This window comes from Pseudomonas sp. TH15, from assembly GCF_016651105.1.
GTDB lineage: Bacteria > Pseudomonadota > Gammaproteobacteria > Pseudomonadales > Pseudomonadaceae > Aquipseudomonas.
In genome coordinates this window covers 3,818,746-3,843,932 of record NZ_JAEKEL010000001.1, presented here as the reverse complement: position 1 = coordinate 3,843,932, position 25,187 = coordinate 3,818,746, and the positions used below count along the sequence as shown (strand labels likewise).

The 25,187-nt window shown below is 53.7% G+C and carries 26 protein-coding genes and 2 pseudogenes; 13 read left to right on the top strand and 15 right to left on the bottom strand.

Features of this window, described 5'->3' with window-relative positions; genetic code table 11:
- Positions 1-100 precede the first annotated feature (100 nt).
- Positions 101-724, top strand: a complete 624-nt coding sequence (locus tag JFT87_RS17260; RefSeq protein ID WP_201203102.1) for a hypothetical protein — start codon at positions 101-103, stop codon at positions 722-724.
- Entirely contained in the window at positions 721-1,062 is a 342-nt protein-coding gene (locus tag JFT87_RS17255) for a hypothetical protein (RefSeq protein WP_242487269.1), read from the top strand. Before JFT87_RS17260 ends, JFT87_RS17255 begins: the two co-directional genes overlap by 4 nt.
- A 131-nt stretch (positions 1,063-1,193) precedes the next feature.
- On the opposite strand, the gene JFT87_RS17250 is transcribed toward JFT87_RS17255, so the two are convergent.
- From JFT87_RS17250 to JFT87_RS17230, 5 genes are all read right to left on the bottom strand, one after another.
- Positions 1,194-1,583 carry a hypothetical protein gene (locus tag JFT87_RS17250; protein ID WP_201203101.1) on the bottom strand — a complete coding sequence of 130 codons (390 nt, stop codon included), beginning with the start codon at positions 1,581-1,583 and terminating at the stop codon, positions 1,194-1,196.
- 54 nt (positions 1,584-1,637) lie between these two features.
- Positions 1,638-2,018, bottom strand: a complete 381-nt coding sequence (locus JFT87_RS17245; protein ID WP_201203099.1) for a hypothetical protein — start codon at positions 2,016-2,018, stop codon at positions 1,638-1,640.
- Between the two features lie 124 nt (positions 2,019-2,142).
- The gene (locus tag JFT87_RS17240; RefSeq protein WP_201203098.1) at positions 2,143-2,532 is read right to left on the bottom strand and encodes a hypothetical protein; all 390 of its coding nucleotides are present in this window, start codon (positions 2,530-2,532) and stop codon (positions 2,143-2,145) included.
- A 54-nt stretch (positions 2,533-2,586) separates the two neighbouring features.
- Entirely contained in the window at positions 2,587-2,970 is a 384-nt protein-coding gene (locus JFT87_RS17235; protein WP_201203096.1) for a hypothetical protein, read from the bottom strand.
- Entirely contained in the window at positions 2,967-4,292 is a 1,326-nt protein-coding gene (locus JFT87_RS17230) for a hypothetical protein (RefSeq protein WP_201203094.1), read from the bottom strand. The genes JFT87_RS17235 and JFT87_RS17230 overlap by 4 nt, the downstream gene beginning before the upstream one ends.
- Before the next feature lie 227 nt (positions 4,293-4,519).
- Here JFT87_RS17230 and JFT87_RS17225 point away from each other — a divergent pair, with 227 nt between their 5' ends.
- Positions 4,520-4,909, top strand: coding sequence for a hypothetical protein (locus JFT87_RS17225; RefSeq protein ID WP_201203092.1), 390 nt, complete (start codon positions 4,520-4,522; stop codon positions 4,907-4,909).
- Positions 4,910-5,069: 160 nt separating this feature from the next.
- On the opposite strand, the gene JFT87_RS17220 is transcribed toward JFT87_RS17225, so the two are convergent.
- Positions 5,070-5,429, bottom strand: coding sequence for a DUF6124 family protein (locus JFT87_RS17220; protein ID WP_201203090.1), 360 nt, complete (start codon positions 5,427-5,429; stop codon positions 5,070-5,072).
- Positions 5,430-5,900: 471 nt separating this feature from the next.
- Positions 5,901-6,173, bottom strand: a pseudogene (locus tag JFT87_RS28865) (hypothetical protein).
- A gap of 504 nt (positions 6,174-6,677) precedes the next feature.
- Between JFT87_RS28865 and JFT87_RS17210 the strand changes: the two are divergent.
- Together JFT87_RS17210 and JFT87_RS17205 are read left to right on the top strand one after the other, a co-directional pair.
- A complete protein-coding gene (locus JFT87_RS17210) occupies positions 6,678-7,436 on the top strand; it encodes a hypothetical protein (RefSeq protein WP_201203088.1) in 759 nt (252 codons plus the stop codon).
- A gap of 67 nt (positions 7,437-7,503) precedes the next feature.
- Positions 7,504-9,915 carry a DEAD/DEAH box helicase gene (locus tag JFT87_RS17205; RefSeq protein ID WP_242487268.1) on the top strand — a complete coding sequence of 804 codons (2,412 nt, stop codon included), beginning with the start codon at positions 7,504-7,506 and terminating at the stop codon, positions 9,913-9,915.
- 205 nt (positions 9,916-10,120) lie between these two features.
- Here the strand turns inward: JFT87_RS17205 and JFT87_RS17200 are convergent.
- Positions 10,121-10,549 (bottom strand): annotated as a pseudogene (locus JFT87_RS17200) (type II secretion system protein N).
- A gap of 120 nt (positions 10,550-10,669) precedes the next feature.
- Between JFT87_RS17200 and JFT87_RS17195 the strand changes: the two are divergent.
- Both JFT87_RS17195 and JFT87_RS17190 read left to right on the top strand, forming a co-directional pair.
- On the top strand, positions 10,670-11,116 hold the full coding sequence (locus JFT87_RS17195) for a GspH/FimT family pseudopilin (RefSeq protein ID WP_201203081.1): 447 nt from the start codon (positions 10,670-10,672) through the stop codon (positions 11,114-11,116).
- A complete protein-coding gene (locus tag JFT87_RS17190; protein WP_201203080.1) occupies positions 11,113-11,721 on the top strand; it encodes a prepilin-type N-terminal cleavage/methylation domain-containing protein in 609 nt (202 codons plus the stop codon). Before JFT87_RS17195 ends, JFT87_RS17190 begins: the two co-directional genes overlap by 4 nt.
- 200 nt (positions 11,722-11,921) lie before the next feature.
- Here the strand turns inward: JFT87_RS17190 and JFT87_RS17185 are convergent, their stop codons facing one another.
- From JFT87_RS17185 to JFT87_RS17175, 3 genes are all read right to left on the bottom strand, one after another.
- Entirely contained in the window at positions 11,922-13,157 is a 1,236-nt protein-coding gene (locus tag JFT87_RS17185) for an MFS transporter (RefSeq protein WP_201203079.1), read from the bottom strand.
- Positions 13,158-13,268: 111 nt separating this feature from the next.
- Positions 13,269-14,129, bottom strand: a complete 861-nt coding sequence (locus JFT87_RS17180) for an SDR family NAD(P)-dependent oxidoreductase (RefSeq protein ID WP_201203076.1) — start codon at positions 14,127-14,129, stop codon at positions 13,269-13,271.
- A complete protein-coding gene (locus JFT87_RS17175) occupies positions 14,126-15,286 on the bottom strand; it encodes a metallophosphoesterase (protein ID WP_201203074.1) in 1,161 nt (386 codons plus the stop codon). Before JFT87_RS17175 ends, JFT87_RS17180 begins: the two co-directional genes overlap by 4 nt.
- 128 nt (positions 15,287-15,414) lie before the next feature.
- Between JFT87_RS17175 and JFT87_RS17170 the strand changes: the two genes are divergently transcribed.
- Positions 15,415-16,335: a LysR family transcriptional regulator gene (locus JFT87_RS17170; protein ID WP_201203073.1), complete on the top strand. Its 921-nt coding sequence runs from the start codon at positions 15,415-15,417 to the stop codon at positions 16,333-16,335.
- 1,179 nt (positions 16,336-17,514) lie between these two features.
- Here JFT87_RS17170 and JFT87_RS17165 read toward each other — a convergent pair.
- The 3 genes from JFT87_RS17165 to JFT87_RS17155 are packed head-to-tail and all read right to left on the bottom strand — an operon-like array spanning position 17,515 to position 19,698.
- Complete coding sequence (locus tag JFT87_RS17165; protein ID WP_201203072.1) at positions 17,515-18,453, bottom strand: FecR family protein; 939 nt, start codon at positions 18,451-18,453, stop codon at positions 17,515-17,517.
- Between the two features lie 31 nt (positions 18,454-18,484).
- The gene (locus tag JFT87_RS17160; protein ID WP_201203071.1) at positions 18,485-19,036 is read right to left on the bottom strand and encodes an RNA polymerase sigma factor; all 552 of its coding nucleotides are present in this window, start codon (positions 19,034-19,036) and stop codon (positions 18,485-18,487) included.
- On the bottom strand, positions 19,033-19,698 hold the full coding sequence (locus JFT87_RS17155; protein WP_201203070.1) for an STN domain-containing protein: 666 nt from the start codon (positions 19,696-19,698) through the stop codon (positions 19,033-19,035). The genes JFT87_RS17160 and JFT87_RS17155 overlap by 4 nt, the downstream gene beginning before the upstream one ends.
- Positions 19,699-19,904: 206 nt before the next feature.
- Between JFT87_RS17155 and JFT87_RS17150 the strand changes: the two genes are divergently transcribed.
- Positions 19,905-20,219, top strand: coding sequence for a hypothetical protein (locus tag JFT87_RS17150; RefSeq protein ID WP_201203069.1), 315 nt, complete (start codon positions 19,905-19,907; stop codon positions 20,217-20,219).
- Positions 20,220-20,965: 746 nt separating this feature from the next.
- On the opposite strand, the gene JFT87_RS17145 is transcribed toward JFT87_RS17150, so the two are convergent.
- Positions 20,966-21,406, bottom strand: coding sequence for a carboxymuconolactone decarboxylase family protein (locus JFT87_RS17145; protein WP_201203067.1), 441 nt, complete (start codon positions 21,404-21,406; stop codon positions 20,966-20,968).
- A gap of 205 nt (positions 21,407-21,611) precedes the next feature.
- On the opposite strand from JFT87_RS17145, the gene pdxR reads away from it, so the two are divergent.
- The 4 genes from pdxR (at position 21,612) to JFT87_RS17125 (ending at position 25,026) form a co-directional block, all read left to right on the top strand.
- Positions 21,612-23,045: a MocR-like pyridoxine biosynthesis transcription factor PdxR gene (gene pdxR, locus JFT87_RS17140; RefSeq protein WP_201203060.1), complete on the top strand. Its 1,434-nt coding sequence runs from the start codon at positions 21,612-21,614 to the stop codon at positions 23,043-23,045.
- A gap of 123 nt (positions 23,046-23,168) precedes the next feature.
- Positions 23,169-23,462 carry a putative quinol monooxygenase gene (locus JFT87_RS17135; protein ID WP_201203058.1) on the top strand — a complete coding sequence of 98 codons (294 nt, stop codon included), beginning with the start codon at positions 23,169-23,171 and terminating at the stop codon, positions 23,460-23,462.
- 235 nt (positions 23,463-23,697) lie between these two features.
- A complete protein-coding gene (locus tag JFT87_RS17130; RefSeq protein ID WP_201203057.1) occupies positions 23,698-24,096 on the top strand; it encodes a cupin domain-containing protein in 399 nt (132 codons plus the stop codon).
- Between the two features lie 231 nt (positions 24,097-24,327).
- Positions 24,328-25,026 carry an ATPase gene (locus JFT87_RS17125; protein WP_201203056.1) on the top strand — a complete coding sequence of 233 codons (699 nt, stop codon included), beginning with the start codon at positions 24,328-24,330 and terminating at the stop codon, positions 25,024-25,026.
- The last annotated feature ends 161 nt before the right edge of the window (positions 25,027-25,187 follow it).

The following is a 25,187-nucleotide window of genomic DNA, read 5'->3' as shown; positions in this document are numbered from 1 at the left end:
CGTGTACAAGGCTCCATGGCCAAAAGCATAAACTTCATTATTTCCACTCTCCAAAACAGCCACCAGCAGAGCGTCAAAGAAAATAACGGAAGTTTTCCTCATGGCTGAAGTCATTAGCAAAAACGGCCGAAAAATGTCATCTGTAGCCACCAGAACGGTGACGCCTATCAAAGACTCCAGCCCTAAAGCTGTATCCGTAGACGCAAAGCAACAAAAGAGGCGTGCCGAAAATGCGGAGTTCTTAAAGAATAAAAATGTGAAGGCCTTTCTGGATACGTTGGCACAAGTCGAGGGTGGCGATTATCACGCGAAATTCGGATATGGTTGGGCAGCTGGCTGGAAATCCGGGAAGTGGACATTCAGTGATGAGTCTACTCACCCAGGACCAGGTCATGGTGGTTCAACTACAGCTTCTGGAAGGTACCAAATCACGAAAGCCACATGGTCGGAATTCTCCGTCAAAGCAATGGGGCTATCTGACTTCAGCCCAGGAACGCAAGACTTGATTGCCGTTGAACTCCTGCGCAACGTGAGTGCCATCGAACCACTGATCGGTGGCGACTTAAAAACTGCAGTTGGAAAAGCATCAAAAAAATGGGAAGCGTTGCCCATGGGACCGGGCTTGGCAAATCGACCAATCAATGAAAAGCCTTCCGGCCAACCTTATACTGAGTACGACGAAGTAGAAAAAATATATAAAGGCTTGGGCGGTACTGTTAAATGAAACTAAAAATATTAGTCATCAGCCTTTTATGTAGCGTCAGTTTATTTTCTAGCGCAGCAGACGTTCCCATCAAAGAGGGAATGCCATTTTCGAAAGCCCGAAAAGCTTTGATCAAAAATGGCTGGAAGCCGAATCCGTCCTACTCAGGTGAGTTCGGGGTCGAAAACGTCATCCAAAGAAAAGGCTTCATTGAAATCGAGTCTTGCACGGAGGGCGTACGTTTCTGCAGCTTCAACTACATCAAGAACGGAGATTGTTTAGGTGTAGGAACTGTTGGCGAAGAAGTGAAAGACATGAAAGTTTATTCCTGGAACTTCAAATGCCCTGAAAAGGATTGAAACCAGACATCGACAACAAAGTGATAACAAAGGGGACTGATTTATTTTATAGAAATAAATCAGTCCCCTTTTTTCACGACACCCTGGCGACTCGCGATAGCACTTGATAGACGATCGGTTTCTCATGGTGCTTACTCGAACAGTCCTAAATATTCCGCCCATCCATACAAAACCAGAATTCCCAGCAGAGAAAATGCATTCAATCGATATGGAATTTCGACCCACCGCCGCAAATTCAGCGGAATGCTCCGGACATCCTCGAGGGCGCTCGGATTATCCAGCAACAGGCGCGAAGGACGTTTACGAAGCAAAGCAGTGATCAGAGTGAGCCTGTACCTGCGCGCCCAAAAACCGGAAAGTCCCTTCTGCGCGCAGTTGTGGAGCAGATAGCAATTTTCAAGGTGCGACTCAATTTCGGAAAGCTTGAAATACCCGACATAGATCATCACCAGAACGTTGGAGATGATCAGCACCAGTAACGCAATGCCAGTGGCGGCGAACAGAAGTTTGATTTCAGTCATGGGGAGAGTCTTCGTAAACGACCTCACCGAAGGACTGATTTTCTTTCTGCCCCATTACAAAAAACCTCCGTATTTCCCATACAGCCAAAGCAGTGACGTCCCGCCGCACACGAAATAGCCGACATGAAATGGACTCGTCGCCCAGAACTTGAGTCCTCTGGGAAGGCGTTCAACGGCGTCGATCAGTAAGGGCTCCTGCCGCTGGATACTCTTGGACGTAATCAACCGGCTGACAGCGGTCATCCGCTGAGTTCTCGAGTAAAAACTTCCCCCTGATGAACCACAGTCCATGGATAGGTACAGCCACTCATCAAAGTGTTTTTCCAGAGCATCGAGTTTTGTATAAACGGCGTAGAAAATCATCGCGCAGTTGATCACGCCCATCACGATCTGCGCGCCACATGCCCAGGCAAATACTGTGCTGGTGATTTCCATTATTCGAAATACTCATGGAATTCTTGTCCTGAAAACTCACCATCATCAAATATCTTTTTTCTGTATCCACGGCACCTTGGCGACTCGCGATAGCACTTGATAGAAGGCCGGTTTCTCATGGTGCTTACTCGAACAGTCCTAAAGATTCCGCCCAACCATACAAAGCCAGAATTCCCAGCAGAGAAAATGCATTCAATCGATATGGAATTTCGACCCACCGCCGCAATTTCAGCGGAAGGCTCTGGACATCTTCGAGGGCGCTCGGATTATCCAGCAACAGGCGCGAAGGACGTTTACGAAGCAAAGCAGTGATCAGAGTGAGCCTGTACCTGCACGCCCAAAAACCGGAAAGTCCCTTCTGCGCGCAGTTGTGGAGCAGATAGCAATTTTCAAGGTGCGACTCAATTTCGGAAAGCTTGAAATACCCGACATAGATCATCACCAGAACGTTGGAGATGATCAGCACCAGTAACGCAATGCCAGTGGCGGCGAACAGAAGTTTGATTTCAGTCATGGGGAGAGTCTTCGTAAACGACCTCACCAAAGGACTGATTTTCTTTTTGCCCCATTACAAAAAACCTCTGTATTTCCCATACAGCCAAAGCAGTGACGTCCCGCCACACACGAAATAGCCGACATGAAACGGACACGTCGCCCAGAACCTGAGTCCTCTGGGAAGGCGTTCAACGGCGTCGATCAGTAAGGGCTCCTGCCGCTGGATACTCTTGGACGTAATCAACCGGCTGACAGCGGTCATCCGCTGAGTTCTCGAGTAAAAACTTCCCCCTGATGAACCACAGTCCATGGATAGGTACAGCCACTCATCAAAGTGTTTTTCAAGAGCATCGAGTTTTGTATAAACGGCGTAGAAAATCATTGCGCAGTTGATCACGCCTAATAGGATCAGCGCTCCCCAAGCCCAGGCATATACAGTGCCGTCGACTTCTATCATTCGGAATACTCGTAGATTTTTTGTCCTAAATACTCACCACCTTCAGTCATCTGAGTTCCTGTCTCCACGGACCCTGCCGCACCGACCACAAGCACACACATGAGTTTTCCCATTCCTTTCAATTTCGCGCATACCGCCAAACCTACTTTCCCTCCGATATATCCACCAGCAAGAGCTCCAGCGGTACCGCCGACCATTTTCCCTCCCTCTACAAACCTCACTTGCCTGCATTCCGCCTCGCGGTCGGACGCGCAGACCTCGTAGATTTTTGAGCTGGATGCGCCCAGTTGCAAACCTATGCCGAGATAACCACCTCCCTTCATGAACTTCGCTGCTCTGGCAACGCCCGAAATGTTGGTTGCATATCCGGGCAGTTGTGCCGGTGCGCCTGCTTTGCCCCATCGGTGAACAATTCTGCGGCTGGACAATCCCAGTGCACGTTTGAGTTTTGGATGATCTGGCAAACCCGTGCCTTTGCGTACCAGCGGCCCAAGGCTGGCATCCAGTTTCGCCATCAGTCGTTTGCGTTTGGCAAAGAACTCTGGGGAATGTAGATGACGATGTTGGGTGTATTGCTGCTGATGCAGTTTCTCCAACTCTTTGAGGGTATTTTTCAATCCTTCCAGATGCTGCCCGATCATGAATGACGCAACGCCCAATGTGCCTGCCGACACCTCCAGAAACGGCTCAATGACCTCATGATGCTCAACCATGAACGAAGCTTCTTCATCCGAAAGGTCTTTCAACGCCTCGTTCACCTTCTCTGCGGCGGCCATCATCTGTGCTTCTTCGCGCCGGCACATGTAGTTGCGAGAGTCGCTGAACAGGACCATTTGGCCAGGTTTGACCTGCTCACCGAGATGTCGATTGAGAGAGCGGAATTCGCGACGCAATGCGTCGCCGGGCCTGATTTCGTACAACTCCCGCTCAAGCGCTTCGAGGGTCATGGGTTTCTGAACGATGTGGAAACCTGATTCAGCCGGTTGCGGCAAGGTGTAGGCGTGTTCCTCCACCAAGTGTTGTGCAGGAGGTGGCTCGGGTTTTGGGTTGAAGGCATTCCAGGAGGCGCCGCCGTTGTCTGTAGCCATGCGCGGCTTCACCAGTGCCCACTCACCGCTACGCACAGCATCGATGAGTTTTCGCTCATTCGCGCCCTGCATGTAGTTGTTACGATGCAGGCCCAGGGCGTTTAACAAGTCATCGAACCCGGGCAAGTCGTCAGGGCGATTCAATGCCTGTCGGAAATGTTCCATGGCTTGGTAGGTATCAAGGATCTGATCTCGCTGGCCATGGACCTCGCTTTGTGGGATGAGTCTCGTCACATCCGTGTCCCGTTCCGAAAACGGAGGACTTTGGCGAACGGACTCAGGTTTGAATGCAGGATGGATCGGTGTTCGGTGTAGGGAAAATCCGGTTTTCTGACTTGCAGACGCCGCGCTCAAATCATCAATGTTTTATGGCGGTACTGGGTGGGGTAGAAAATAGATTCGTCCCCAATGTTTGAGTATCGGGAATTTTTGGCGCTACAAACCGGCTGGAGAAACTGTCAATGAAGGCTTCGATCCTTTTATCTGTCGCACTTTATTGCATGGGTATCAGCGCAACGTTTGCCGATGGCTCACAGGCGCCAAACGACAAGCGCGGGCCAGCAGGCATCGTCGTCGGTGAGCGTTTGGCTGCGGCCAAATCCAAGCTAGTCAAACAAGGCTGGAAGCCGACGCGGATGCATACCAGCGACGGCTATGAATACAGTGGTGTGGAGAAGGAGCTGGCTGCACGAAAGTTCTTCGAACTGGATAGCTGCTCGTTCGATAGCTCGCGCTGCATCTTGTACTACTCGAAGAAAGGAACTTGCCTACGCGTCGATACGATAGGTGAGCAATTCAATGACATGAGGCTTACGCGATGGACCCACGAATGTCCCGATTCGCCTCAATAACCAAATGAAAACGGCGCAGGACAGTAACCGGCCCGCTCCCACAGGTTTCAGCGCCGAACACGATACCCGTGACCACCACAAAACCCTGTAGGAGTGAGCCTGCTCGCGAAGGCGTCAGAACGGACACCCAATCAATCACTGGGTGATCCCGACACCCGCATCAATCCGCCAATTGCAGATTATCCAGCGCCCGATTCACCGCCAACTCCCCGAGCATTATCAACTGCGCAATCCCCAACAACGCCCGACGCTGCGACGCCGGCAACAGGCTGGCGACGTTCTGCGCGATGATTTGGGCCGAAGCAAGTGTCTCACTGGCATCAATCAGCAATTCTTCGTTTTTGTTATCCGCCGTCACGGCATACATCCCGCGGATTCTACGTGGGGGCGGCGTGGACCCGGGCGGACAAAGGTAATGGTCGAGGGCGCGTTCGGCGGCTTCGTGGAGTTTTCTGGAATCGAGGGATTCGTAGGGGGATGTGGATAAGTCGTCGGGTGGATTAGGTGTTGGTTTGATCATGGTGAAGCTCCTATTAGAGTGGAGCCGCCATAACTGTCGCTAAACAGAAAGGTGGCGGCTGTACGCAGGTTAGCGAACCGGTTATAGGCACCCGGCAGACCCAAGGGTCTCCCGCATACAGCCACCATAGCGGAGTCGCAGCAGTTGAATCTGCGACAAAGCATGGAACGCTGATGCACCTATTTATAAGTCGAGTCGCTAAACCCGATCGCTGATTCACCAGCGACCGCACCACAATAGAACCCGCCTCCAAGGCGCACAAGCCGGCGGATTCTGGCGTAGTTGTAGGCAAAGGCGCAAGGCGCTGTAGCCTGGGAGAGTGACTGGAAATGTCTTTTTAAACATTGACGTTTATCGGGACTCTCATCGCGTCTCGGATCCCACGACAGATCCGCCCCCTCGCCCCAACAGATAAAAGAAAATGGCCGAGATTACCAGTCGTAACTGACAGTCACAGCCATATAAATAGTGCTATTTCTTCCAGCACATATCGACGTCATCCTGAGCGCTCTGTAACGATGCCTAACCGGTACCAGCAGTAATCCACCCCCGCTCCTCCGCCGTCAGGCGCTCTACCTTCCTGATCTATCCATCATTGACGTGCATGTTGTAGAACTTCATCTGAAACGTCGGGTGCTTCTTGATGAAGACAATCGTCGCGATATCACCATCCTCAAGGGCTCCGTAGTAGCAGACGTGGAGCATCGCCAGTACGGCAGGAGTCACGCTGATTAAAACCTTCATTACTCTCCAGCTCCGCACCGGAAGCAGATGGGCTTGAGCGGTACATTGGGCCGAATTGCACCATGAAATAAACTCTTCTCCTTTCAGCTGGTTGGGGCATTCGTCGCGGCATCACCTGCGTCCAATCACTATGAAGCCCCTCTCGGAGAGGTGCGCAATATTATCGTGCCACCACTTGGATTTTCGCTACAATGCGGGGGCCCGAGGATTTCTGAAAGGTTAAGAAATGGACTTCACCCCAACCACTCCCCAGATTTGGGACAAGCTAGATCGGCTTTTTCCGATCGCTTTTTTCATTGCCCTGCTCAGGCAGCTAGGGCATAAACGCCAATCTAAATTTTCGTCGAAGCAACCCAATCGAAAGTTGGGCCAGCGGATCAATTACGACCGGCACTTTCTCCGTCTAAATTCGCCTGCCAGTACCAAACAGATCTACAGATTTGTCGGAGCGCGGGCGTGGCAAAGTGTCCTATATTACATAGCTAACAAGTCTGGGCTATAAAAATGCTTCCAGTTGAAATAAAGCTAATATCACCATCGCATGAACTACACGTCATCAACATAGAGTCACTAACTGTTCAGACAAGCAAATACCTTGATGACTTCCTAGTATCGATATGCGAAGGAAACTCCGACAGTGAGTTAGACCTGGTCAAATTAAGACTGCGGAAATTTCTCGCAGACAAAGACGAAAGAACACGTATGGGGGCAACAGCGGAACTATTTGCGCACCTGTATCTAAGATCAGCAGGTTACAGACAGGAATTCCTTTTCTTCAACTTAGAAGAAGGCTCAATAAAAAAAGGGTTTGACGGGTTTTTCTCAAAAAATTCAGAAACTTATTTACTTGAAAGCAAATCCGGATCAATTACCACTAAAAAGATCAGCCACAAAGATAAGCTTAAGCATGCTTATTCTGATTTAGAAAAATACGTTGCAGGGAAAAGTGAAAAAGGAAAAAACAACCCCTGGAAAAATGCATACAATCATGCTTCACACATAGATGTAGGAACAGAAACATCAATACGAAAGAAAATTAAAATCCTGCAAGACATGTTCGATAAAGGAACATTTAACAAAATAAACGAATTCAACATAATCACATGCTCTACGATATTTTTAAGTGGAGCATGGGATTCAACATCAAGTTCTGAAATCCTAAATGACAACACTTTCGTATTAGAATTTGACGGGAAAACGACAAAAGCTATGTGCTTGACTAAATCCAGCCTAAATAGCTTTATCGAATACCTGGAGAAGTAACATGACAATTAGTCTGACTTGGCTCAAAAATAATAAATTATTCTCAGAAATCATGAGAAAAACCTCCTTGAACATTAAACTTAATGATCGAGAGCTTGAGTTCATTTTGAGCTGCGCGATTGTTTTTTTTAATGAGTACAGTGGAGACAAAAGAAAATCCACATACTTTGAAATCGCGTACTACATAACCTTAAAATGCGCAATCAATAACAACTACTACCAACCATTACTAGATGCAAGCTCGAACTTCGGATTTTATCCTGTAGCACAATACATTTCAAAAAACAAACTAACAGACAACCTTACCACCACAAACTTCACATTAGAATACCAGCTTGAAAAGTTTCTAAATAAAAGCATCACTGAAACCTATGAACAAAAAAAATATCGCGAACAAATAACCCACAGCGAAAGCAAAGAAAATTGCTACATAGCACCAACCTCGTTTGGGAAAAGCACACTAATTATAGATATAATCAGATCAAACAACCCAAAGACAACCGCAATTATAGTACCTACCAAATCACTTTTAATTCAAACCTACAAACTAATCAAAGCCCACTTTCCTTCACGCCACATTATATTTCACGATGAAATGTATGATGGAACTGGTGATTTCATATCCATATTTACACAAGAGCGCGCGCTAAGACTTTTAAAAAACAGAGACGTCTCTTTTGAACTGCTAGTAATTGATGAAGCCCATAACCTGTTCGAGATGGATGGACGAAGCATTCTGCTCACAAGGTTGATACGCAGAAATAGACTCAGAAATCCTGAATCCAAAAACTACTATTTATCACCGCTGATATCTGAAGCTGAAAACCTTAAGACACACGAAAACCAAAACATCTTCGAACGCCGAATAGCGAGCAACATTAAAGAACCGGAGATATATGAACTGAGATCAAATGGAGAACAGTTCACCTACAACAGATTCATGAATGAGTTTTATCCATTCGGCCACGAATCGAATTTCACCAACTATATTATAAAAAACAAAAAAGAGAAAAACTTTCTATACCTTAGAGCACCAAAAAAAGTTGAAGAACTGTCCATGCTCCTCAACAAAGAACTATCGTACACTGACTCAAACTCTCTAAACGAATTATCGCAGACCATATCAAACAACGTCCATAGCGACTTCTATTGCGTAGAACATATAAAGAAGGGATTGATTTACTTGCATGGAAAGCTACCAGACCTGATAAAAGAGTATCTAGAACACAAATTCTCGTTAACGACAGAGCTAACATACTTAGTTGCGAACTCGGTAATTCTTGAGGGAGTAAACTTACCTATCGATAGTCTTTTTATTCTAAACACACACGATCTGGATGGAAAATCGCTAACAAATCTGATTGGCAGAGTAAACAGACTCAACGAAGTTTTCGACGACCGCAGAAAAAGCCTTTCGAAACTACTTCCTCCTATTCATTTCGTTAACTCTGACGAATTCAATCGAAAAGGGGGGAAAATGGAAAATAAAATTAGACTTCTAAAAAACGGAGTATTTAAGGACAAAATCGAAAACCCTCTACTGATTAATTTCGACTTAGATCAAGCCATTAATGATTTAGGTGCAGCGCGCGAAAATCCTGACCTTGATAATTTAGAGCATTTAGAAGCACTAGAGCGAAAAGTAGGCCAACTGGAATACCTACGAAACAAAGAGGACTTTCTGATATATAGTGAGGGCGTCGAGTCTAGTAAGGTAAAGCACACGCTAATGGAGTCAGGCATTTCGTCCGCGTATTATAATCCTGACTCAGTGTTTAGCTCACTCGAAAAGCGTCTCCATACGATAATCGCAACTGACGAATGGGCTACATCCGACGTGATCGATAAAGTATTTTTGTATTTTATCAAAGGCCTCGAAAATCAAGTTTCGGACATATCTTTTCTTCGCCTTCAGCGCCCAAAAGCTAGAGACTTCTACAAACTCTTCACTAGAAATTTGCACCGTTTAAACCTCAAAGATCACCTATCGGATACCTTGGCGTACTTTCATAGCATTAAATTCACCGACAGTGGAAAAGAATTTTTCATTGGAAACTCCTATGGTGAGCTAGCCAAAAATACTGCTGACGGCATATACGGAAGCAACTTGTATATAAACCTATCAAAAAAAACGGATAAAGAGCTGGTGAATTTAGCTCTTGTAAAAATCAAGATAGAAAGTGACTTTGTTTCTTACAAATTGAATGAGTACGTAAAAGCGCTCTATGACCTACGACTTCTTACGGAAAACGAATACAACCTACATATATACGGAACGATTAAAAAATCAAACACTGACTTTGTAAAAATGGGCATCAGCGGCTCATTGATAAACAAACTGGAGCGCGACAAGCAGACGGAGAACATTTCAGTAAGTGAGCTAGGCGAGGTCAGATACAACAAGGAGTTCTCGGACTACGTCAAGCTACAAGATGATCTTGTTCAGTTTGAAATAAGAAAATACATAGACATTAAATAAACATTATTATTTTCATAACGATAACCAGTTGCCGATATCGCCCCTATTACTTAATCAACATGCAGCGATGACTAGGGGCGAATAAAAACTCGGAGATTCATACTACCTATTAAGCTTCTCTTAGCAGCAATTTACGTTGTATCCCGATGAAACTCATTTTCATCTCAGCTAGAACGTCAAAACACGGTAACTTCAACCATAAAAATTAGCGGCTCATCAGCTTCGGTAAAACCACTCCCTCACCCAACTTCTCCACCCCCAACCTCACCCTCTCCCCCCTGCTCAATCACCACCCCATCCCCCTCCACCGCCACCAACTTCACCCCAGGCCCCACCTTCTCCCCCTGCAAAAACTCCTCGGTGGCCCATCGTTCAAACTCAGTATCGCCACCGCCCCCCGACTCCCCGCCATCACCCCGCTCACCTTGATGTCCATCGGCGCCGTTTGATTGGAAAACCATTGCAACGCCCGGCTATCACTGCGCGCCGCCAGCAATTGCGGGGCCGCTGCCGGGGTGTGTGATTCGGCGGAGGTCAGCAGCAGCGACGACCATGTCGCCACGCCGACCAGCGCTGCGAGCAGCGCGAGGGCCTGGACCATTTGGGGTGGGGAAACGCGTGCGGTGAATCTCATGGGTTGAATCTCCTTTTTATCCCTGCTGTCAGCCTACGCGGCAATTCTCTCCGTTTTATTTCACACGCCTTACATGTTGGCCGTGCACGATGGCGCAGGACGCAAAGGAGCGCGCGCGCGATGAACAGGCAAGAGGGTTTTACGCTGATCGAGCTGATGGTGGTGCTGGTGATCATCGGCATCGCCAGTGCGGCGATCAGCCTGAGTATCAAGCCGGATCCGTTGCAGTTGCTGCGCAAGGATGCCGAGCGTGTGGCGCAGTTGCTGCAGGTCGCGCAGGCGGAGGCGCGCGCGGATGGCCGGCCGATTGTGTGGGTGAGTGATGCCAAGGGGTTTCGGTTTAGTCGGCGCAGTGACAGTGGCAAGGGGTTTGATCATTTCGCTGAGGATCCGCAGTTGCGGCCGCGTGCCTGGCAGAGTCCGAAAATGGAGGTGCGGGTGGAGCCGAAGCAGGGGGTTGTGCTGAACGCTGAGTGGATCAATCCGCCGCTGCAATTGACGTTGTCGGATGGGTTGAATCGGTTGAGTGTGCTGCGCGATGGCGCGGGCCGGATCAGTCTGCAATGAAGCGCCAGCAGGGGTTTACGCTGATTGAGGTGATGGTCGCGATTCTGTTGATGGCGGTGGTCAGTTTGATTGCGTGGCGCGGGCTGGACAGTGTGACGCGGGCGGACAGTCATTTGCAGGCGAGCAGTGAGCAGAGTGACAGTTTGTTGCGGGCGTTGAATCAGTTGCAGCGGGATGTGGAGATGCGGGCGGGGGTTGAGTTGACTGAGCCGAAGAAGGTTGGGGTGGATGATGAGCCGCCCACTGCCCCGCCCGCCCTTACTGTGCGTAGTAGCGATAGTCAGGGATTTCGGCTGGACATTATTCGCACGGCGGCGGATCAGCCGGGGGCGTTGCAGCGGGTGCGGTGGTGGGTCAAGGGCGACACGTTGTATCGGGCGGTGGCGGCGGCGCGTAGTCGGTATCCGTTGCCGGCGCCGACGGGTGGAGTGGCGGTTTTGAAGGATGTGAGTGATGTGCAGGTGCGGGTTTGGGAGGTGGACAAGGGGTGGCGGCAGTTGAGTGGTAATCGGCGGGAGGATCCGTTGGGGTTGGAGATTCGGTTGAGTCGGGGGACGGCGCAGGGGGTGGAGAAGTATCGGCAGGTGATTGGGCCACTTAATTGACTCGTTCCCCCTACGGCAACTTCAACGAGATCTGTGCTCATCCGGAAAAATTGCTCGACTGTCAGGCCACCATCGCTGGTAAACCACTCGCCGTGCGTCAGTTAGGTGAATGGTCATCTGTGGCTTTACCTTGAATCAATCTCCTATTCGGAGGATGGCTCGACGCAATGGAGTCACCGCATAAGGTTCGACCTTCACGTTTACGATGTTGCCGCGCTGGTCGACATGGAACGCTTTTCAACACCAATCGAAACAGCGAAAAACATGATGCCGAGAACGGCCAGCCCTGCGCCAACCCAGCCTGTTGATGCCCAGCCGAGTCCGCCTGCAATGGCGAGCCCACCAAGCGAGGCACCGACCGCGTTGGATATGTTGAATGCACTGTGGTTGAGGGCCGCTGCGAGTGTTTGAGCCTCACCGGCAACATTCATCAGACGTACCTGGAGTGCAGGTACCAGTGCGAAGCCGCATCCGATTAAAAACAGTACAGCCAGAGTGCCGATCCCGGAGGATGCGAAAACAGAAAAGCCCGCCAGGAACACCGCGTTCCAGATCATGATGTAGAAGATTGCAGGTACCAGTGCGCGGTCAGCCAGCCATCCGCCAACGATGTTGCCAACAATCATGCCTATGCCCCAGACCGCCAAGACCATTGGCACCTGACCGGATGTAAAACCAGTCACTTCAGTCAGTGTCGGGGTGATATAGCTATACACCGAAAACATCCCGCCGAAACCAATTGAGGCTGTGGCCAGCGTTAGCCAAAGCTGAGGCTTTTTGAGACCACTGAGTTCGGATTTCGGACTCGCAGACTCGTCGCGGGGGATGGTCGGGATAAATATCCAAAACAGAAAGATGGCAATGGCTCCTCCAGCGGCGAGCAGCGCAAACGCGCCCCGCCATCCGAAGAGCTGGCCGATCCACGTGGCAGCTGGAACACCTACGACATTGGCCGCCGCCAATCCCGCCATAACATAGCCGGCAGCTTGGGCTTTTCGATTTTCAGCGACCATGGTCGCGGCGACCAGGCAGGCGACACCGTAGTAAGCGCCATGCGGCAGACCGGCCAGGAAACGTGCACCTAGCAAAGTTGCGTGATTCCAGGCGACGGCGCTTGCCCCATATCCAATCGAAAAAAGCGCAAGTAGCGCGATCAATAGAGCCTTACGAGGCCAGCGTGCGGCGAGGATTGCAATGAGCGGTGCGCCGACCACAACGCCAAGGGCGTAGGCCGTGATGTAACCGCCTGCAACCGGTATGGAAACGTGCGTGCTCGACGCCAGACCGGGAAGCAAACTCATGGACGCAAATTCACCGGTACCGATGAATAGGCCGCCCAGGCCAAGTATGGTGATGGCCGTGCCTATGCCGTGTGGGACGTCAATGGCCGGCCGGGATTGTGAAGTGCTCGTATCGATACTGGATTGACTGGTCATGAACAATGCCTCCGATGAAGCGATACCGAAGGCACGCTTTAAAAATGCAACGCAATGGCACCTGTCTGGATGAGGTGCCAGGAGTGGGCTTACCGAGTCGTAGTGCCCGGCCTACTTGTGGGCGATATCCGCGATGTAGTCGATGAATTCATCTGCGTAATCTTCGTGCCAGCGAGAAAGCGCCGGACGGTTCTGGATCATGTCATCTGCTGCCCACTGCATGCGGCGCTGATCCAGTTCCCAGCTGGCTTCGTTGTCTTCGCAGAAAATATAGAAGTCGCCCTCAGCCATTTTCTCGATCATGCGATCTGCGACTTGATCGGCTGTCCATGGACTGTCCGGCTTTTGCGTATCACGGGTCATACCTGGGAAATTCATAGGTGTGAACGTGTATCCAGGTATCAGAAGGTGAGCTGTTACACGGACACCGACCCTCTCGCGTAGCTCATGAGCTAACTGCTCGGTAAGGACTTTGACCGCGGCTTTTGAAAGCGAGTACGCCGCGTTTCCAGGACGAGTTGTGATGCCTTCCTTGGAGCCAAGGTTGACGATGGCGGCTGCGCCGCTCTGGGACAACATCGTGTCTACGAAAAGCTGCTGTAGCGTCAACACACTCCAGAAATTGATTTCCATCAACGTTCGCCAATTGGCCAGATCTTCCCATGGCCCCGCCCCCGTGTTGATGGCTGCGTTGTTCACCAATAGGGATACTTCACCGAATTCACATGACCTTTCGTAGAGCTGGTGAAGATCGCTTTCGGACGTGACATCGCCCTTGATAGCCAGCAGCTTCACGTCAGGAAATTCGTTGCGTAATGTCTTGATCGCAACGTCCAATGCAGACGCATCGCGATCAAAAAGCACGACGTTCATTCCCTCGCTGGCAACCCGCCGCGCAATGGCGTGACCAATGCCAACTGCAGCCCCGGTAATGACGGCAACGGCACCGTTACGAATGGCTGGATGATTCACAAGAATGTTCTCCTGACTGGATGTTCGTTAAGCGTCGGACTGGCCCGCAGGACAATCTCTGTAATTTCGGCGGGCACACCGAGGCGGATTGGAAAGCCGTTCCACAAGGCAGTGCCATTGCTGACGTACAGCCTCATCTTGCCGACGTCATAATGGCCGGAGATAAACCCCTGATTGGCATATCCAGCTACCAGGTCCAAGCCGGTGATCATGCCCCCATGGGTGTGGCCGGACAGTTGCAAACCGACGCCAGCAGCCGCCGAATCCGCTGCACCTTGGGGGCGATGTTTTAGAAGAATCGTGGGCACATCTTTTGGAGCGCCGGCGAGGGCTTCAGCCAAGTCCGGGCCTTTATGGCCATAAGCTGGTGCAGCCTCGTCGGTCACGCCTGCGACGATTAACGGGTCTGCGCCTTTACGCAGGATGACGTGCTCATTCACCAGAACCTGCATCCCCAAACGCTTGAACTCCGCGATCCATTGGTCAGCGTCGAAGTAGTATTCGTGGTTGCCAGGAATGGCAATTACACCCAGTGGAGCAGTGAGCTTGCTCAGCGGTGCGACGTCGTTCTTGCGAGCCTCGACGGTGCCGTCTATGAGATCACCGGTGATCAGAATGGCATCGGCATTCAGTGCATTGGCGCGCGACACGACTCCCTCAACCCAATCAGCCTGGAACAGGCGGCTGATGTGCAAGTCAGTTAACTGGACGATCCGTAAGCCATCCAGAGATCGAGGCAGGTGTTCCACCGTTACTTCAACGCGACGAACGCCAGGCACCTGCACTGCTTGATAAACACCCACGGCTGAAAGCAGCAGCGCTGCTACGGCGATTGCGGAACGAAGTCGTCCACCAAACACCTCTTTCATAACCACCGTGCGCCTGATCGCAAGGGCTGCACAGATCAGATCGGTGACCAGCGTCAGCACCATCACCAGTACAAACGCACAGAACAGCCAGCCTGCAATCAAGACCACTGCGCGAGGCACCTCAGGGGAAAACATCGTTCCGTAAACTGCGATGAGAATAAGGTGGTACTTCGAAATAATGAGCAGCCCTACCGCCAACAGCGCGCGCCAACCACGACCGATAGGTAGCGGGACAATGAAGCGCCAAAGAACGTAGAGGTAAGCAACGGTCAGGTAGATATGGAACACAGTACAGACACCACCTTTTGGGTTGACGTAGCGATCGTTGAGTGAAATTAATAGTAACCGAGATGAATCGCGCAATTGATTAGCGAGATTGCATCAGCCATTGAATTTAGCTCAACCATGGACACGTCATGCCTGTACTGCCTACCGCACGGCTTTCTCGTGCAGACCTCGCCGATCTGAATTCCTTTCTCGCCGTTGAAAGAATGCGTAGCTTTACCCATGCGGCGGTCGAACTCGGTATCACGACCTCAGCGCTGAGCCATGCCATCCGCAATCTGGAAAGTCGACTCGGCGTTCGGCTGCTGAACCGGACGAGCAGGACGGTGTCTCCAACCGACGCAGGAGCCGCGCTTGCAAAGCGATTGACCGTGGGTTTTACCGAGATAAGCGGCGCTCTGGCAGCGCTGGATCGACACAGAGACAGACCTTCCGGCAGACTTCGGCTCAACGCCTTGGCTGACGGCGCACGCCTACTGTTCACGAAGTTTCTTCCCCCATTCCTGGAGGCCTACCCTGAGGTCTCAGTAGAAGTCGCAGTTGACGACAGGATGGTGGATATCGTTTCAGCAGGCTTCGACGCCGGCATCCGTTTCGGCAACACGATTCCCGAAGACTACATTGCCGTGCGACTCAGCGAAGAGCTGCGATGGGTAGCGGTGGCCTCCCCTAGATACCTGAACGCTAATGCTCGCATCGTGATTCCCGAGGACTTGAAGAACCACAACTGCATCCAGATTCGAACGGGTAACGGTGTCATCTACCGGTGGGATTTTGCAAAGGATGGCGACCATCAGGCCATCGATGTTCCTGGACAGCTATGCGTGAACGAAACCACTTTCGGAATTGAGATGGCACTGGCAGATCGAGGCATCACTTACTGCCTCGAAGAACGTGTCAGTGCTTACCTCGCTCGCGGAGAGCTACAAATTGTGCTCCCGGACTGGGCTCCCATCGAACCCGCATTTTATATTTACTACCCCGGACGTCGACAAATGCCGCCAGGTCTTCGAGAGCTGGTAGATATGTTTCGAGCTAACCTGTCTTCCTGATCAGATTATCGACGGCTGCGTCCATCGCGCTGAATGACGATAGCCCCCAAGAGAGATGGGGTGGCTGGCAGGCCGCTATCGCTGGCAAGCCAGCTCCCACAGGGATTGCGGGCAGGCAGTTGGGGATTGGTTGGCTGTGAGGGCGTCATCGCGAGCAGGCTCACTCCTACAATGGGATCGTATGCAGTCTGCTAGAGATTGGTTGTCTGGCAGGCCGTCATCGCTGGCAAGCCAGGCTCCCACAGGGATTGGGTACAACCGGTGGAGATTGGTTGGCTGTGAGGGCGCCTTCGCGAGCAGGCTCACTCCTACAATGGGATCGTATGCAGTCTGCTAGAGATTGGTTGGCTGGAACGTCATCGCTGGCAAGCCAGCTCCCACAGGGATTGGGGGCAGGCAGTTGGGGATTGGTTGGTTGTGAGGCCGTCATCGCGAGCAGGCTCACTCCTACAATGGGATCGTATGCAGTCTGCTAGAGATTGGTTGTCTGGCAGGCCGTCATCGCTGGCAAGCCAGGCTCCCACAGGGATTGGGTACAACCGGTGGAGATTGGTTGGCTGTGAGGGCGCCTTCGCGAGCAGGCTCGCTCCTACAATGGGATCGTGTGCAGTCTGCTAGAGATTGGTTGTCTGGAAGGACGTCATCGCTGGCAAGCCAGGCTCCCACAGAGATTGGGTACAACCGGTGGGGATTGGTTGGCTGTGAGGCCGTCTTCGCGAGCAGGCTCGCTCCTACAGTTGGATCGGGTACACCAGCAAGAGACCGGTCGGCTCGTAGGCCGCCATCGCTGGCAGGCCAGCTCCCACAGTTTTGATCTATATGAAACACGCGGCGAATGCCGCCCCACTCAAAGGATGAGCGTTAGCTCGGCTACAGCTCTTGATCTTGATCCACGGGCGACGTCGGAAGGCTGAGTGGAGGGATTCATCCGGGGGTGGGAGCGCAGCGACCGTTTGGCGCAGCCAAATGCATCGAGAGGAGGTGCAGCGAAGCAAACCGTAGGCGATGCGCCCGGATGGATCCCGTAGCGAAGGAACCCCGAGCCCCAGCGAGCGGGCCGCACGTAGGAGCAAAGCCTTTTGGGTTACCTTTTCGGCGTTTGGAAAAGGTGACCCGCCGTCAGGGCGGAACCCTAAGCAGCCGTTACCGCAGCAACGGATATGCACCCAGTCAAACCCACTAGCTCAAAACAACGACGCCACCCGGCAACTCGGTGCATTTGACGCCATAGGCATCCCGAATCAGCAATGCAACGCCAGCAAGTTGGTCAAGGCTGAAACGCGCCTGCACCCGCCGCTGCCCAAGCTCACGATTAAGCAACAGCAACATCCCCGGCCGATACCGGTTGATCTCATCGATCATCTGGCTCAGCGTAGCGCCGTTGAATACCAACACCTGCTGCCGCCAGTTCATCACCGCCGCCGTGTCGACACTCTGCACACTACCAACCTGCCGCATGTCATAGGTCACTTGCTGCCCCGGTTCAAGGCGCAGGCTTCGGCCTTCTACGTCGACTTCCACCGCGCCATCAAGACAGGTCACACAAACTTGCTGATCGGTATTACGCAAGTTGAAACGCGCCTGACTGGCCCGCAACCACCCTCCCCCAGCCTGCATCGCCAACGGCAACCGCGCGGTCTGCACTTCAACTTCACCACTGACCAGTTCAAAGCCCTGCACACCGTCAGACACTGCACGCTGATTGATCCGCGTCTGAGTGTTCAGCTCCAGGCTCACGCCCTGCGCCGGCTCGAAGCGACGCTGCTGGCCGACTTCAGTGATGTAATCCGCGCCCAGCCCTTCGAACCCACCGGGGATCGTCCCACGTACCAGCAAAAACGCCGCCGACGCAGCAATCGCCCCACCCAGAAAAGCACGACGACCAAACCCGCGAGGCGCCTGCAATCCTTCAGCAGCGGGTTGCAAGTTGTGCCACAAAACCTTGGCCTGCTCGAAAGCCTGCGCATGTTCGACGCTCTGGGCGCACCAATCGCGCAGGGCGCGGGCATCGGCCACGGTAGCGCGGCCGGAGGTCAGCAGGACCAGCCAGTCGCGGGCTTCGCTGTGCAGATTGTCGGCCGCCGATGGCTCGGCAGGTGTCAGTCGAAAGATGTTCAAACGCGCAGATTCTCAACGAATTGATCGGGCACTATTCAGAAGACGGTTTTCCGGCCCCGCGACCGAACCGCTGAAACACTTTTCTTTCCAGTTTCGCGGCGCAGAAGCCCAATGCGGCTTTGATTTCCTTCTCGACCATGCGCGTGGAAATGCCGAAACGCTGGGAAATCTCCAGGTGCGGCGCCTCCTCCAGACGCGCCGCAATGAAGATCTTGCGACGCCGCGCCGGTAGCTCGTACAAGGCGCTGAGCAACGATTGAACTTCCCTTTGCCCGCCGACCACCCGCGCCGGATCCAGGGCTTCGTCACCGATTTGCAGCAGTTCCTCGACTTCCTCGCCGGTGAGCAGGCGCGCATCGGCCTGACGCCGGTCGGCGGCGATGTTCAGGGCCATGCGATAGAGGTAGGCATTGGGCCGCAGAACGTTCGGCGGCGTCTCCATGCGGTCGACCCGCAGATAGGTTTCGTGCAGCACGTCGTTGGCCAGATCTTCCGAACCGAGACGCCTGCGCAGGCGCACCCGAAAGTCCTCGTAGGACGTCAGGAACAGTTGGACCATCGAACCTTGTCCGGTGTCTTTCATCCCCCGGAAACTCCTTCCCATTTGGTGCATTCCATGCGTTTTCCTGACGACTCCGGTAACAACAGCAACGTGACCGGCTGACGCAAGGCACTGGGCGTCGGCCGGTCGATTCTGAGCGTGCGAAAGCTTTCCACCAGCGCGTTGTCGCGCCGTACATCACCGGTCGAGGTGACCAACCGGTTGTGTTGCACCAACCCGTCACGACCGACCCACACTTGCAGTACCGCGCGATAGCTGCCGGGCCGGGTCAGCGGCGAGCGGCACAGGTTGCGTTCGATGGCCACTTGCACCGCCGTGGCGTAGCTGCGGTTGACGGCGACGCTTTCGGGCGTCTGTTTTTGCGGCGGCGCTGGTACGTCTTCGACCTGCGCCACTTGCAACGTGAACGCGTCGTCACGGGCATAACGCGCCATCAAACCACTGCCGCCGAGCAATCGACGCAGGGCATCGGCGGCGGTGTATTCACCGTCCACCGCCAACGAGCGACGACCGCGACTCAACTGGCTGTCGACCAGCACCGCAACGCCAGTGGCGTGGCTGTACTGATCCAGCGCGCGGGCCAGATCCTGTGCCGGAATGTGCAGCGTCATCCGCAGGTCCGCCGGCACCGCGTCGGCCATGGCGTGGCCCGCCGCACAGCCGAGCAGCCACCCCAGACACATCCGGCGTACAAGTCTCGTTGAACGCTGAAAACCGTCCCTGGAAATGCCTCGCTGCACGGCTGACGAATCCTTGGAAATCGTCATCCTGAGGGCTGTTTATGAATCTGGTGTGACGGGCGGTGCAAAAAACCATCACGGGAATTGCGCAAGGCTTGCACTAGACTCAAGCCATAGCGCGGCCTCTCCGGGCCGGCCAGGAGGCGAGCATGAAAACACTGTGGCGATTGAGCCTTGGCGGGCTGTTGTTGATGGCGCTGTCGAGCACTTATGCCGAGCAGCCATTGGGCTGTGTGGAAGTGACGGTCGGCGGCTACAAGGCGCCGAATTACGACTGTTTGAGCCAGCAGATGGGCAACAACCCGGAAGGCGCTGCGGCGGCGGAGAAGAATCAGGAGGCGCTGAATGTGCCGGTTAATAAGCGGCCGCCGAATCAGGTTGGCTTGGCGACACCGGCGGCGACCAGTACGCGGATGGGCAACACCTTCGGCACCTCGGTGAAACCGCAACGGCCGGCGAATTGAGTGAATATCAAGATCGAAAGATCGCAGCCTGCGGCAGCTCCTACGGGGGATAAAAACGCGACATCCAACTGACTGAACATCCATTGTGGTGAGGGGATTTATCCCCGTTGGGTTGCGCAGCAGCCCCAAAACAATCCGACGCTGATCTGTCAGGTAGACCGAGTCCGCTGGATTGGCGACTGCTGCGCAGCCGAACGGGGATAAATCCCCTCGCCACAGGGGGAGTGTGTACGTCAGCCGCTTGGGGTTTGGCGGAAGCTGACGGCTCGGCGGTTCTACGCAGCCTGCGGCAGCTTCTACGGGCGATAAAAACGCGACATCCAACTGACTGAACATCCATTGTGGCGAGGGGGCTTGCCCCCGTTCGGCTGCGCAGCAGTCGTAATCCCGGTTTTCGCGGTGTGTATGAAGGAACGCGGTTGGATGTTTTTGGGGCTGCTTCGCAACCCAACGGGGGCAAGCCCCCTCACCACAGGGGGAGTGTGTGCGTTAGTCGCTTGGGGTTTGGCGGAAGCTGACGGCTCGGCGGTTCCACGCAGCCTGCGGCAGCTTCTAAGGGGGATAAAAAACGCGACATCCAACTGACTGAACAACCATTGTGGCGAGGGGATTTATCCCCGTTGGGTTGCGAAGCAGCCCCAAAACAATCCGACGCTGATCTGTCAGGTAGACCGAGTCCGCTGGATTGGCGACTGCTGCGCAGCCGAACGGGGATAAATCCCCTCGCCACAGGGGGAGTGTTTACGTTAGTCACTGGGGGTTTGGCGGAAGCTGACGGCCAGCCTATTCCAGCTATTGATGGTGGTCACGGCAATGGTCAAATCAACCAGTTCACCTTCACTGAACTGCTCTCGCGCCTGGGTGTAAACATCATCCGGCACATGGCTTTCAGAGAGCAGCGTCACCGCTTCAGTCCAGGCCAACGCCGCCCGTTCCCGAGGGTTGAAGAAGTTGCTGTCGCGCCAGACCACGACCGAATACAGACGCCGATCCGTCTCCCCCAAACGCCGGGCATCCACCGAGTGCATGTCGGTACAGAACGCACAGCCGTTGAGTTGCGAGGCGCGGATTTTGATCAGGTGCAGCAAGGCCGGTTCGATGCTCAGGTTGCCGGTCAACGCTTCCATGGCGATCATGGCTTTCATCGCTTTGGGCGACGCGCTGTAGTAGTCCAGACGCGGATTCATGGAAGGACCTCAGAGCGCAGATGGGTGTTTCCACGTTAGGCGCTGATAGATCGGCATTACAGATCCAATTCAACGAAAAACCCATGGACCACCCGCCAGCAGACCAATCCGGCGCTTTTCGCCTGCGCAACTTCTATGCGACGGCGCAATGGGGGTAATCTGGCGCGACCCACAGTCGCGTCACCGCCCCAGGAGCCCCGCCGGTATGGAACTTCATGTTGTGATCAACGGCCGCAAAGACCTGGCAGGCCAGTTGTACCAACAACTGCGCAGTGCCATCGAAACCGGCCGCCTGGCAGCGGGCACGCAACTACCGCCCAGTCGTTTGCTGGCGGAACAGCTGGGGATTTCACGCAAGACCATTTCCGACACGTACTCGCAACTGACCTACGAAAACTTCCTCACCGGGGTGACCGGCAAAGGCACGTACGTCAATGCGCGGCCGGCGAAAATCCAGCGCAAGCAGAACCATTCGGAACTGGCCAGTGCCGAAGTCATCGAGTCCTGGCGAAACTTGCCGGTGTTCCTGCGCCACCCGACACTGGAAGGTTCGCTGCGCTACGACTTTATCGGTGGCGCCACCAGCAAGGGCCAATTCCCTCAGGACGATTGGCGGCGCTGCACCTCTCACGCCTTGCGGCAGATGGCCGGGGCCAAGGGCTTTTACAGCCTGCCCGAAGGATTGCCGGCGCTGCGCAATGCGATTGCCCGGCACATCGCGTTTTCCCGCGGGGTCAATTGCCAAGACGAAGACGTGGTGGTGTGCAACGGTGCGCAGCAGGCCCTGGACCTGATTGCCCGAGTGCTGATTCAACCCGGTAGCCTGGTGGCGATGGAAGACCCCGGTTATCCACCCGCGCGTCTGCTGTTCGGCAGCCACGGCGCCACAGTGGTCGGGGTGCCGGTGGACGCCGAAGGGATTCAAGTCGAGTTGATCCCGGATGGCACGCGACTGATTTACGTCACACCGTCGCACCAGTTCCCGCTGGGCATGCCGATGAGCCAGACGCGTCGGATCGCCCTGCTGGCAAGGGCGCATGAGCTGGGCGCGATCATCATCGAGGACGATTACGACAGCGAATTCCGCTATGAAGGCCGACCGACCGATTCGCTGCAAAGCATGGACGAGCGCGGCATGGTTGCTTACGTTGGCACGTTCTCGAAAACCCTGCTGCCGGAGTTGCGGCTCGGTTATACGATCCTGCCGCCGGCGATCCTTGAAGCGGTGATCCGCGCCAAGCAGCTTACCGACCTGCACACCTCGACCCTGCCGCAATGGGCACTGGCCAAGTTCATTGCCGAAGGCTGCCTGCTCAAGCACATCCGTCGATGCCACACGATCTACGCCGGGCGCCGCGAGCGGATCCTGACGCGAATGACCGGTGATCTTTCACCGTGGTTTGAGGCCGTGCCGACCGTCGCCGGGTTTCACATGGTGGTGCTGTGCAAAGTGCCGATCGACACTGCGCTGGTCATCGAACTGGCCAGAAAAGTCGAAGTCGGGCTCTATTCCATTGAAGGTTTTTTCTATCAGCAAGCGCCGCGCGCCGGGCTGCTCATGGGTTTCGGCGCCATCGAAACCCTGGACATCGACACCGCGCTAGACCGTTTAAGGGACATTTTGCAGCAGGTCGCCTGACACATTGGTGTGGGAGTTTATCCGGCGATTGGCTATTGGCGGTCCCCCAGTGCAGGCCTATTCTGCAAATGCGTTATCCCTCAATGAGCAGGATTCGTCCGGCCTGATTCAGGAGTGTGAGTAATGTCCAACGAAGTGATCAACACCGTACAGGTGCAGGCCGCCGCCGGCCGCTCGGAAGAACTGGGCAAGCAACTGCAAAAGATTGTCGAAACCCTGCGCGAACTTCCGGGCTGTGATTCCTATATGGTCGACCGCTGCCCCGAGGACAGCAACCGCTGGAACGTCAGCGCCCGCTGGCAATCGGAAGCGGCCATGCAATCGCATTTCAACTGCCCTGAAGTGCAGGGGTTTATTGGGTTGATCGACAGCCGATTGGCCAATTCCGTCGACTTCAACAGCTTTCCGATCGTGTAAAACCTTCCGACGCCTTCGCGAGCAAGCCCGCTCCCACAGATGATCGAGTTCCTACAGTGGAATGCGATCAAATGTGGGAGCGAGCTTGCTCGCGATGGCGTCTGTATTGTCGACCCAACTTTGTGCTCAGACCACTTCAATTGGTCCCCTCACCTTCCCGAAAATTGGCCGTTTTCTTGCCTCGACCCTCGGCTTACTGTGGTCCCTGACGACTAACCACCCCAGGTGATCAACCATGAAAGTTCTGAGTTTACTCGCCGCCCTGGCCCTGACCGTTTCCGCTTCGGCCTTCGCCCACGACCCTTCGGAAAAGGTCACCGTGCTGCAGGATGAACTGCTGCAAAACGTGCCTGGCAAAAAAGCCATGATGATTGAGGTGGACTACAAACCCGGCCAATCGTCCATCGCCCATAAACATGACGGCACGGCCATGGCGTATGTGCTCTCGGGGCAAATCACCTCTCAGGTCAAAGGCCAGAAGGCGATCACCTACAAGACTGGCGAGTACTGGTATGAACCGGCGGGCTCCGAGCATTTGATCTCGAAAAACGCCAGTGCAACCCAACCGGCCAAACTGCTGGTATTCATGGTGTTATCACCGGATGAGAAAGTATTGATCCCTTTGAATAACTGATGGCTGTTACATCAGCCATAAATAAACTGGCCCGAATGTACAATTCGGGCCTTTTTATGACTGCTCGCAATTAGCTTGAATCGTTTACATCAAACGAAACTATGACTCACTCAACAAGTGTACGCACAGACAGGTTCCATTCAGTGAATACAGGTTTAGTCTAAGTTCATCGCCGGTCGATACCGGCAATACTTAAACGTTCGCTTCACGCTGTTTCACTGGAGATACACCATGAAACTTGTGCTTGTTAGTACGTTAGCTGTCGCAGCGCTGTTAACCGGATGCTCCATTCCCACTGCACCCAAAGCGGTCTCCTCGCTCGATATGCCGGTCACTCGCTCCAGTGCCGCAAGCGTCGCCAGCGGCAGAACGGTGTCGCTGGGCATCCTCTACAGCCCGAGCACCCAGGCCAACCGCGATTACCTGCGCAACTACCAGGCCAACGCCGGCACCGGTTTCGGCCAGAGCCTGCTGGATCAGCCGATCCACGACGCCTACGTCAAGACATCCAACCCGGACTTTGCCGTGGATGGCGTCAAGGCCTCGTTGCAGCGCCAGTTCGGTTCGGTGACGGTCTATCCGGACATGCAAAGCCTGCGGGCTGCCAGACCCGACGTGGTTGCCATTGTCGATACCCACAGCCAATTGATGACTTCGCGCAGTTCGGATATCAAGGTGGATGTCAGTGCCGATTTTTATGATGCGCGGTTGAACTATATCGGTACGGCGAAAGGCTCGGACGCGAAAGAACTGACGCCTGTATGGGCCGACTTTAATCGCAGCGAAGAGATTGTGGCGGATATTAACCAGCAACAGGATGTGCAAGTTCGGGCGCTGCAGAAGTTTGACCAGTCGCTCAGTAATTTACTGACCAGACCGACAACTAATGTGTCGATACTTGATAATAAACAAGCCCCTAAGTTGTATTGAATGTAAGGACCTCATCGCTGGCAAGCCAGCTCCCACAAGGACCGAGTGCAACACAAAACCTGTGGGAGCGAGCTTGCTCGCGATAGGGCCCGACCAGCCACCCCAAAACCCTCTGGCAAAAAAAAGCCCCCGCATCTCTCGATACAGGGGCTTTTTCATTC

Coding starts and splice junctions, on each gene's coding strand:
- JFT87_RS17260 (WP_201203102.1), top strand. CDS start 101: ATGGCTGAAGTCATTAGCAAAAACGGCCGAAAAATGTCATCTGTAGCC.
- JFT87_RS17255 (WP_242487269.1), top strand. CDS start 721: ATGAAACTAAAAATATTAGTCATCAGCCTTTTATGTAGCGTCAGTTTA.
- JFT87_RS17250 (WP_201203101.1), bottom strand. CDS start 1,583: ATGACTGAAATCAAACTTCTGTTCGCCGCCACTGGCATTGCGTTACTG.
- JFT87_RS17245 (WP_201203099.1), bottom strand. CDS start 2,018: ATGGAAATCACCAGCACAGTATTTGCCTGGGCATGTGGCGCGCAGATC.
- JFT87_RS17240 (WP_201203098.1), bottom strand. CDS start 2,532: ATGACTGAAATCAAACTTCTGTTCGCCGCCACTGGCATTGCGTTACTG.
- JFT87_RS17235 (WP_201203096.1), bottom strand. CDS start 2,970: ATGATAGAAGTCGACGGCACTGTATATGCCTGGGCTTGGGGAGCGCTG.
- JFT87_RS17225 (WP_201203092.1), top strand. CDS start 4,520: ATGAAGGCTTCGATCCTTTTATCTGTCGCACTTTATTGCATGGGTATC.
- JFT87_RS17220 (WP_201203090.1), bottom strand. CDS start 5,429: ATGATCAAACCAACACCTAATCCACCCGACGACTTATCCACATCCCCC.
- JFT87_RS17210 (WP_201203088.1), top strand. CDS start 6,678: ATGCTTCCAGTTGAAATAAAGCTAATATCACCATCGCATGAACTACAC.
- JFT87_RS17195 (WP_201203081.1), top strand. CDS start 10,670: ATGAACAGGCAAGAGGGTTTTACGCTGATCGAGCTGATGGTGGTGCTG.
- JFT87_RS17190 (WP_201203080.1), top strand. CDS start 11,113: ATGAAGCGCCAGCAGGGGTTTACGCTGATTGAGGTGATGGTCGCGATT.
- JFT87_RS17185 (WP_201203079.1), bottom strand. CDS start 13,157: ATGACCAGTCAATCCAGTATCGATACGAGCACTTCACAATCCCGGCCG.
- JFT87_RS17170 (WP_201203073.1), top strand. CDS start 15,415: ATGCCTGTACTGCCTACCGCACGGCTTTCTCGTGCAGACCTCGCCGAT.
- JFT87_RS17160 (WP_201203071.1), bottom strand. CDS start 19,036: ATGAAAGACACCGGACAAGGTTCGATGGTCCAACTGTTCCTGACGTCC.
- JFT87_RS17155 (WP_201203070.1), bottom strand. CDS start 19,698: ATGTGTCTGGGGTGGCTGCTCGGCTGTGCGGCGGGCCACGCCATGGCC.
- JFT87_RS17150 (WP_201203069.1), top strand. CDS start 19,905: ATGAAAACACTGTGGCGATTGAGCCTTGGCGGGCTGTTGTTGATGGCG.
- JFT87_RS17145 (WP_201203067.1), bottom strand. CDS start 21,406: ATGAATCCGCGTCTGGACTACTACAGCGCGTCGCCCAAAGCGATGAAA.
- pdxR (WP_201203060.1), top strand. CDS start 21,612: ATGGAACTTCATGTTGTGATCAACGGCCGCAAAGACCTGGCAGGCCAG.
- JFT87_RS17135 (WP_201203058.1), top strand. CDS start 23,169: ATGTCCAACGAAGTGATCAACACCGTACAGGTGCAGGCCGCCGCCGGC.
- JFT87_RS17130 (WP_201203057.1), top strand. CDS start 23,698: ATGAAAGTTCTGAGTTTACTCGCCGCCCTGGCCCTGACCGTTTCCGCT.
- JFT87_RS17125 (WP_201203056.1), top strand. CDS start 24,328: ATGAAACTTGTGCTTGTTAGTACGTTAGCTGTCGCAGCGCTGTTAACC.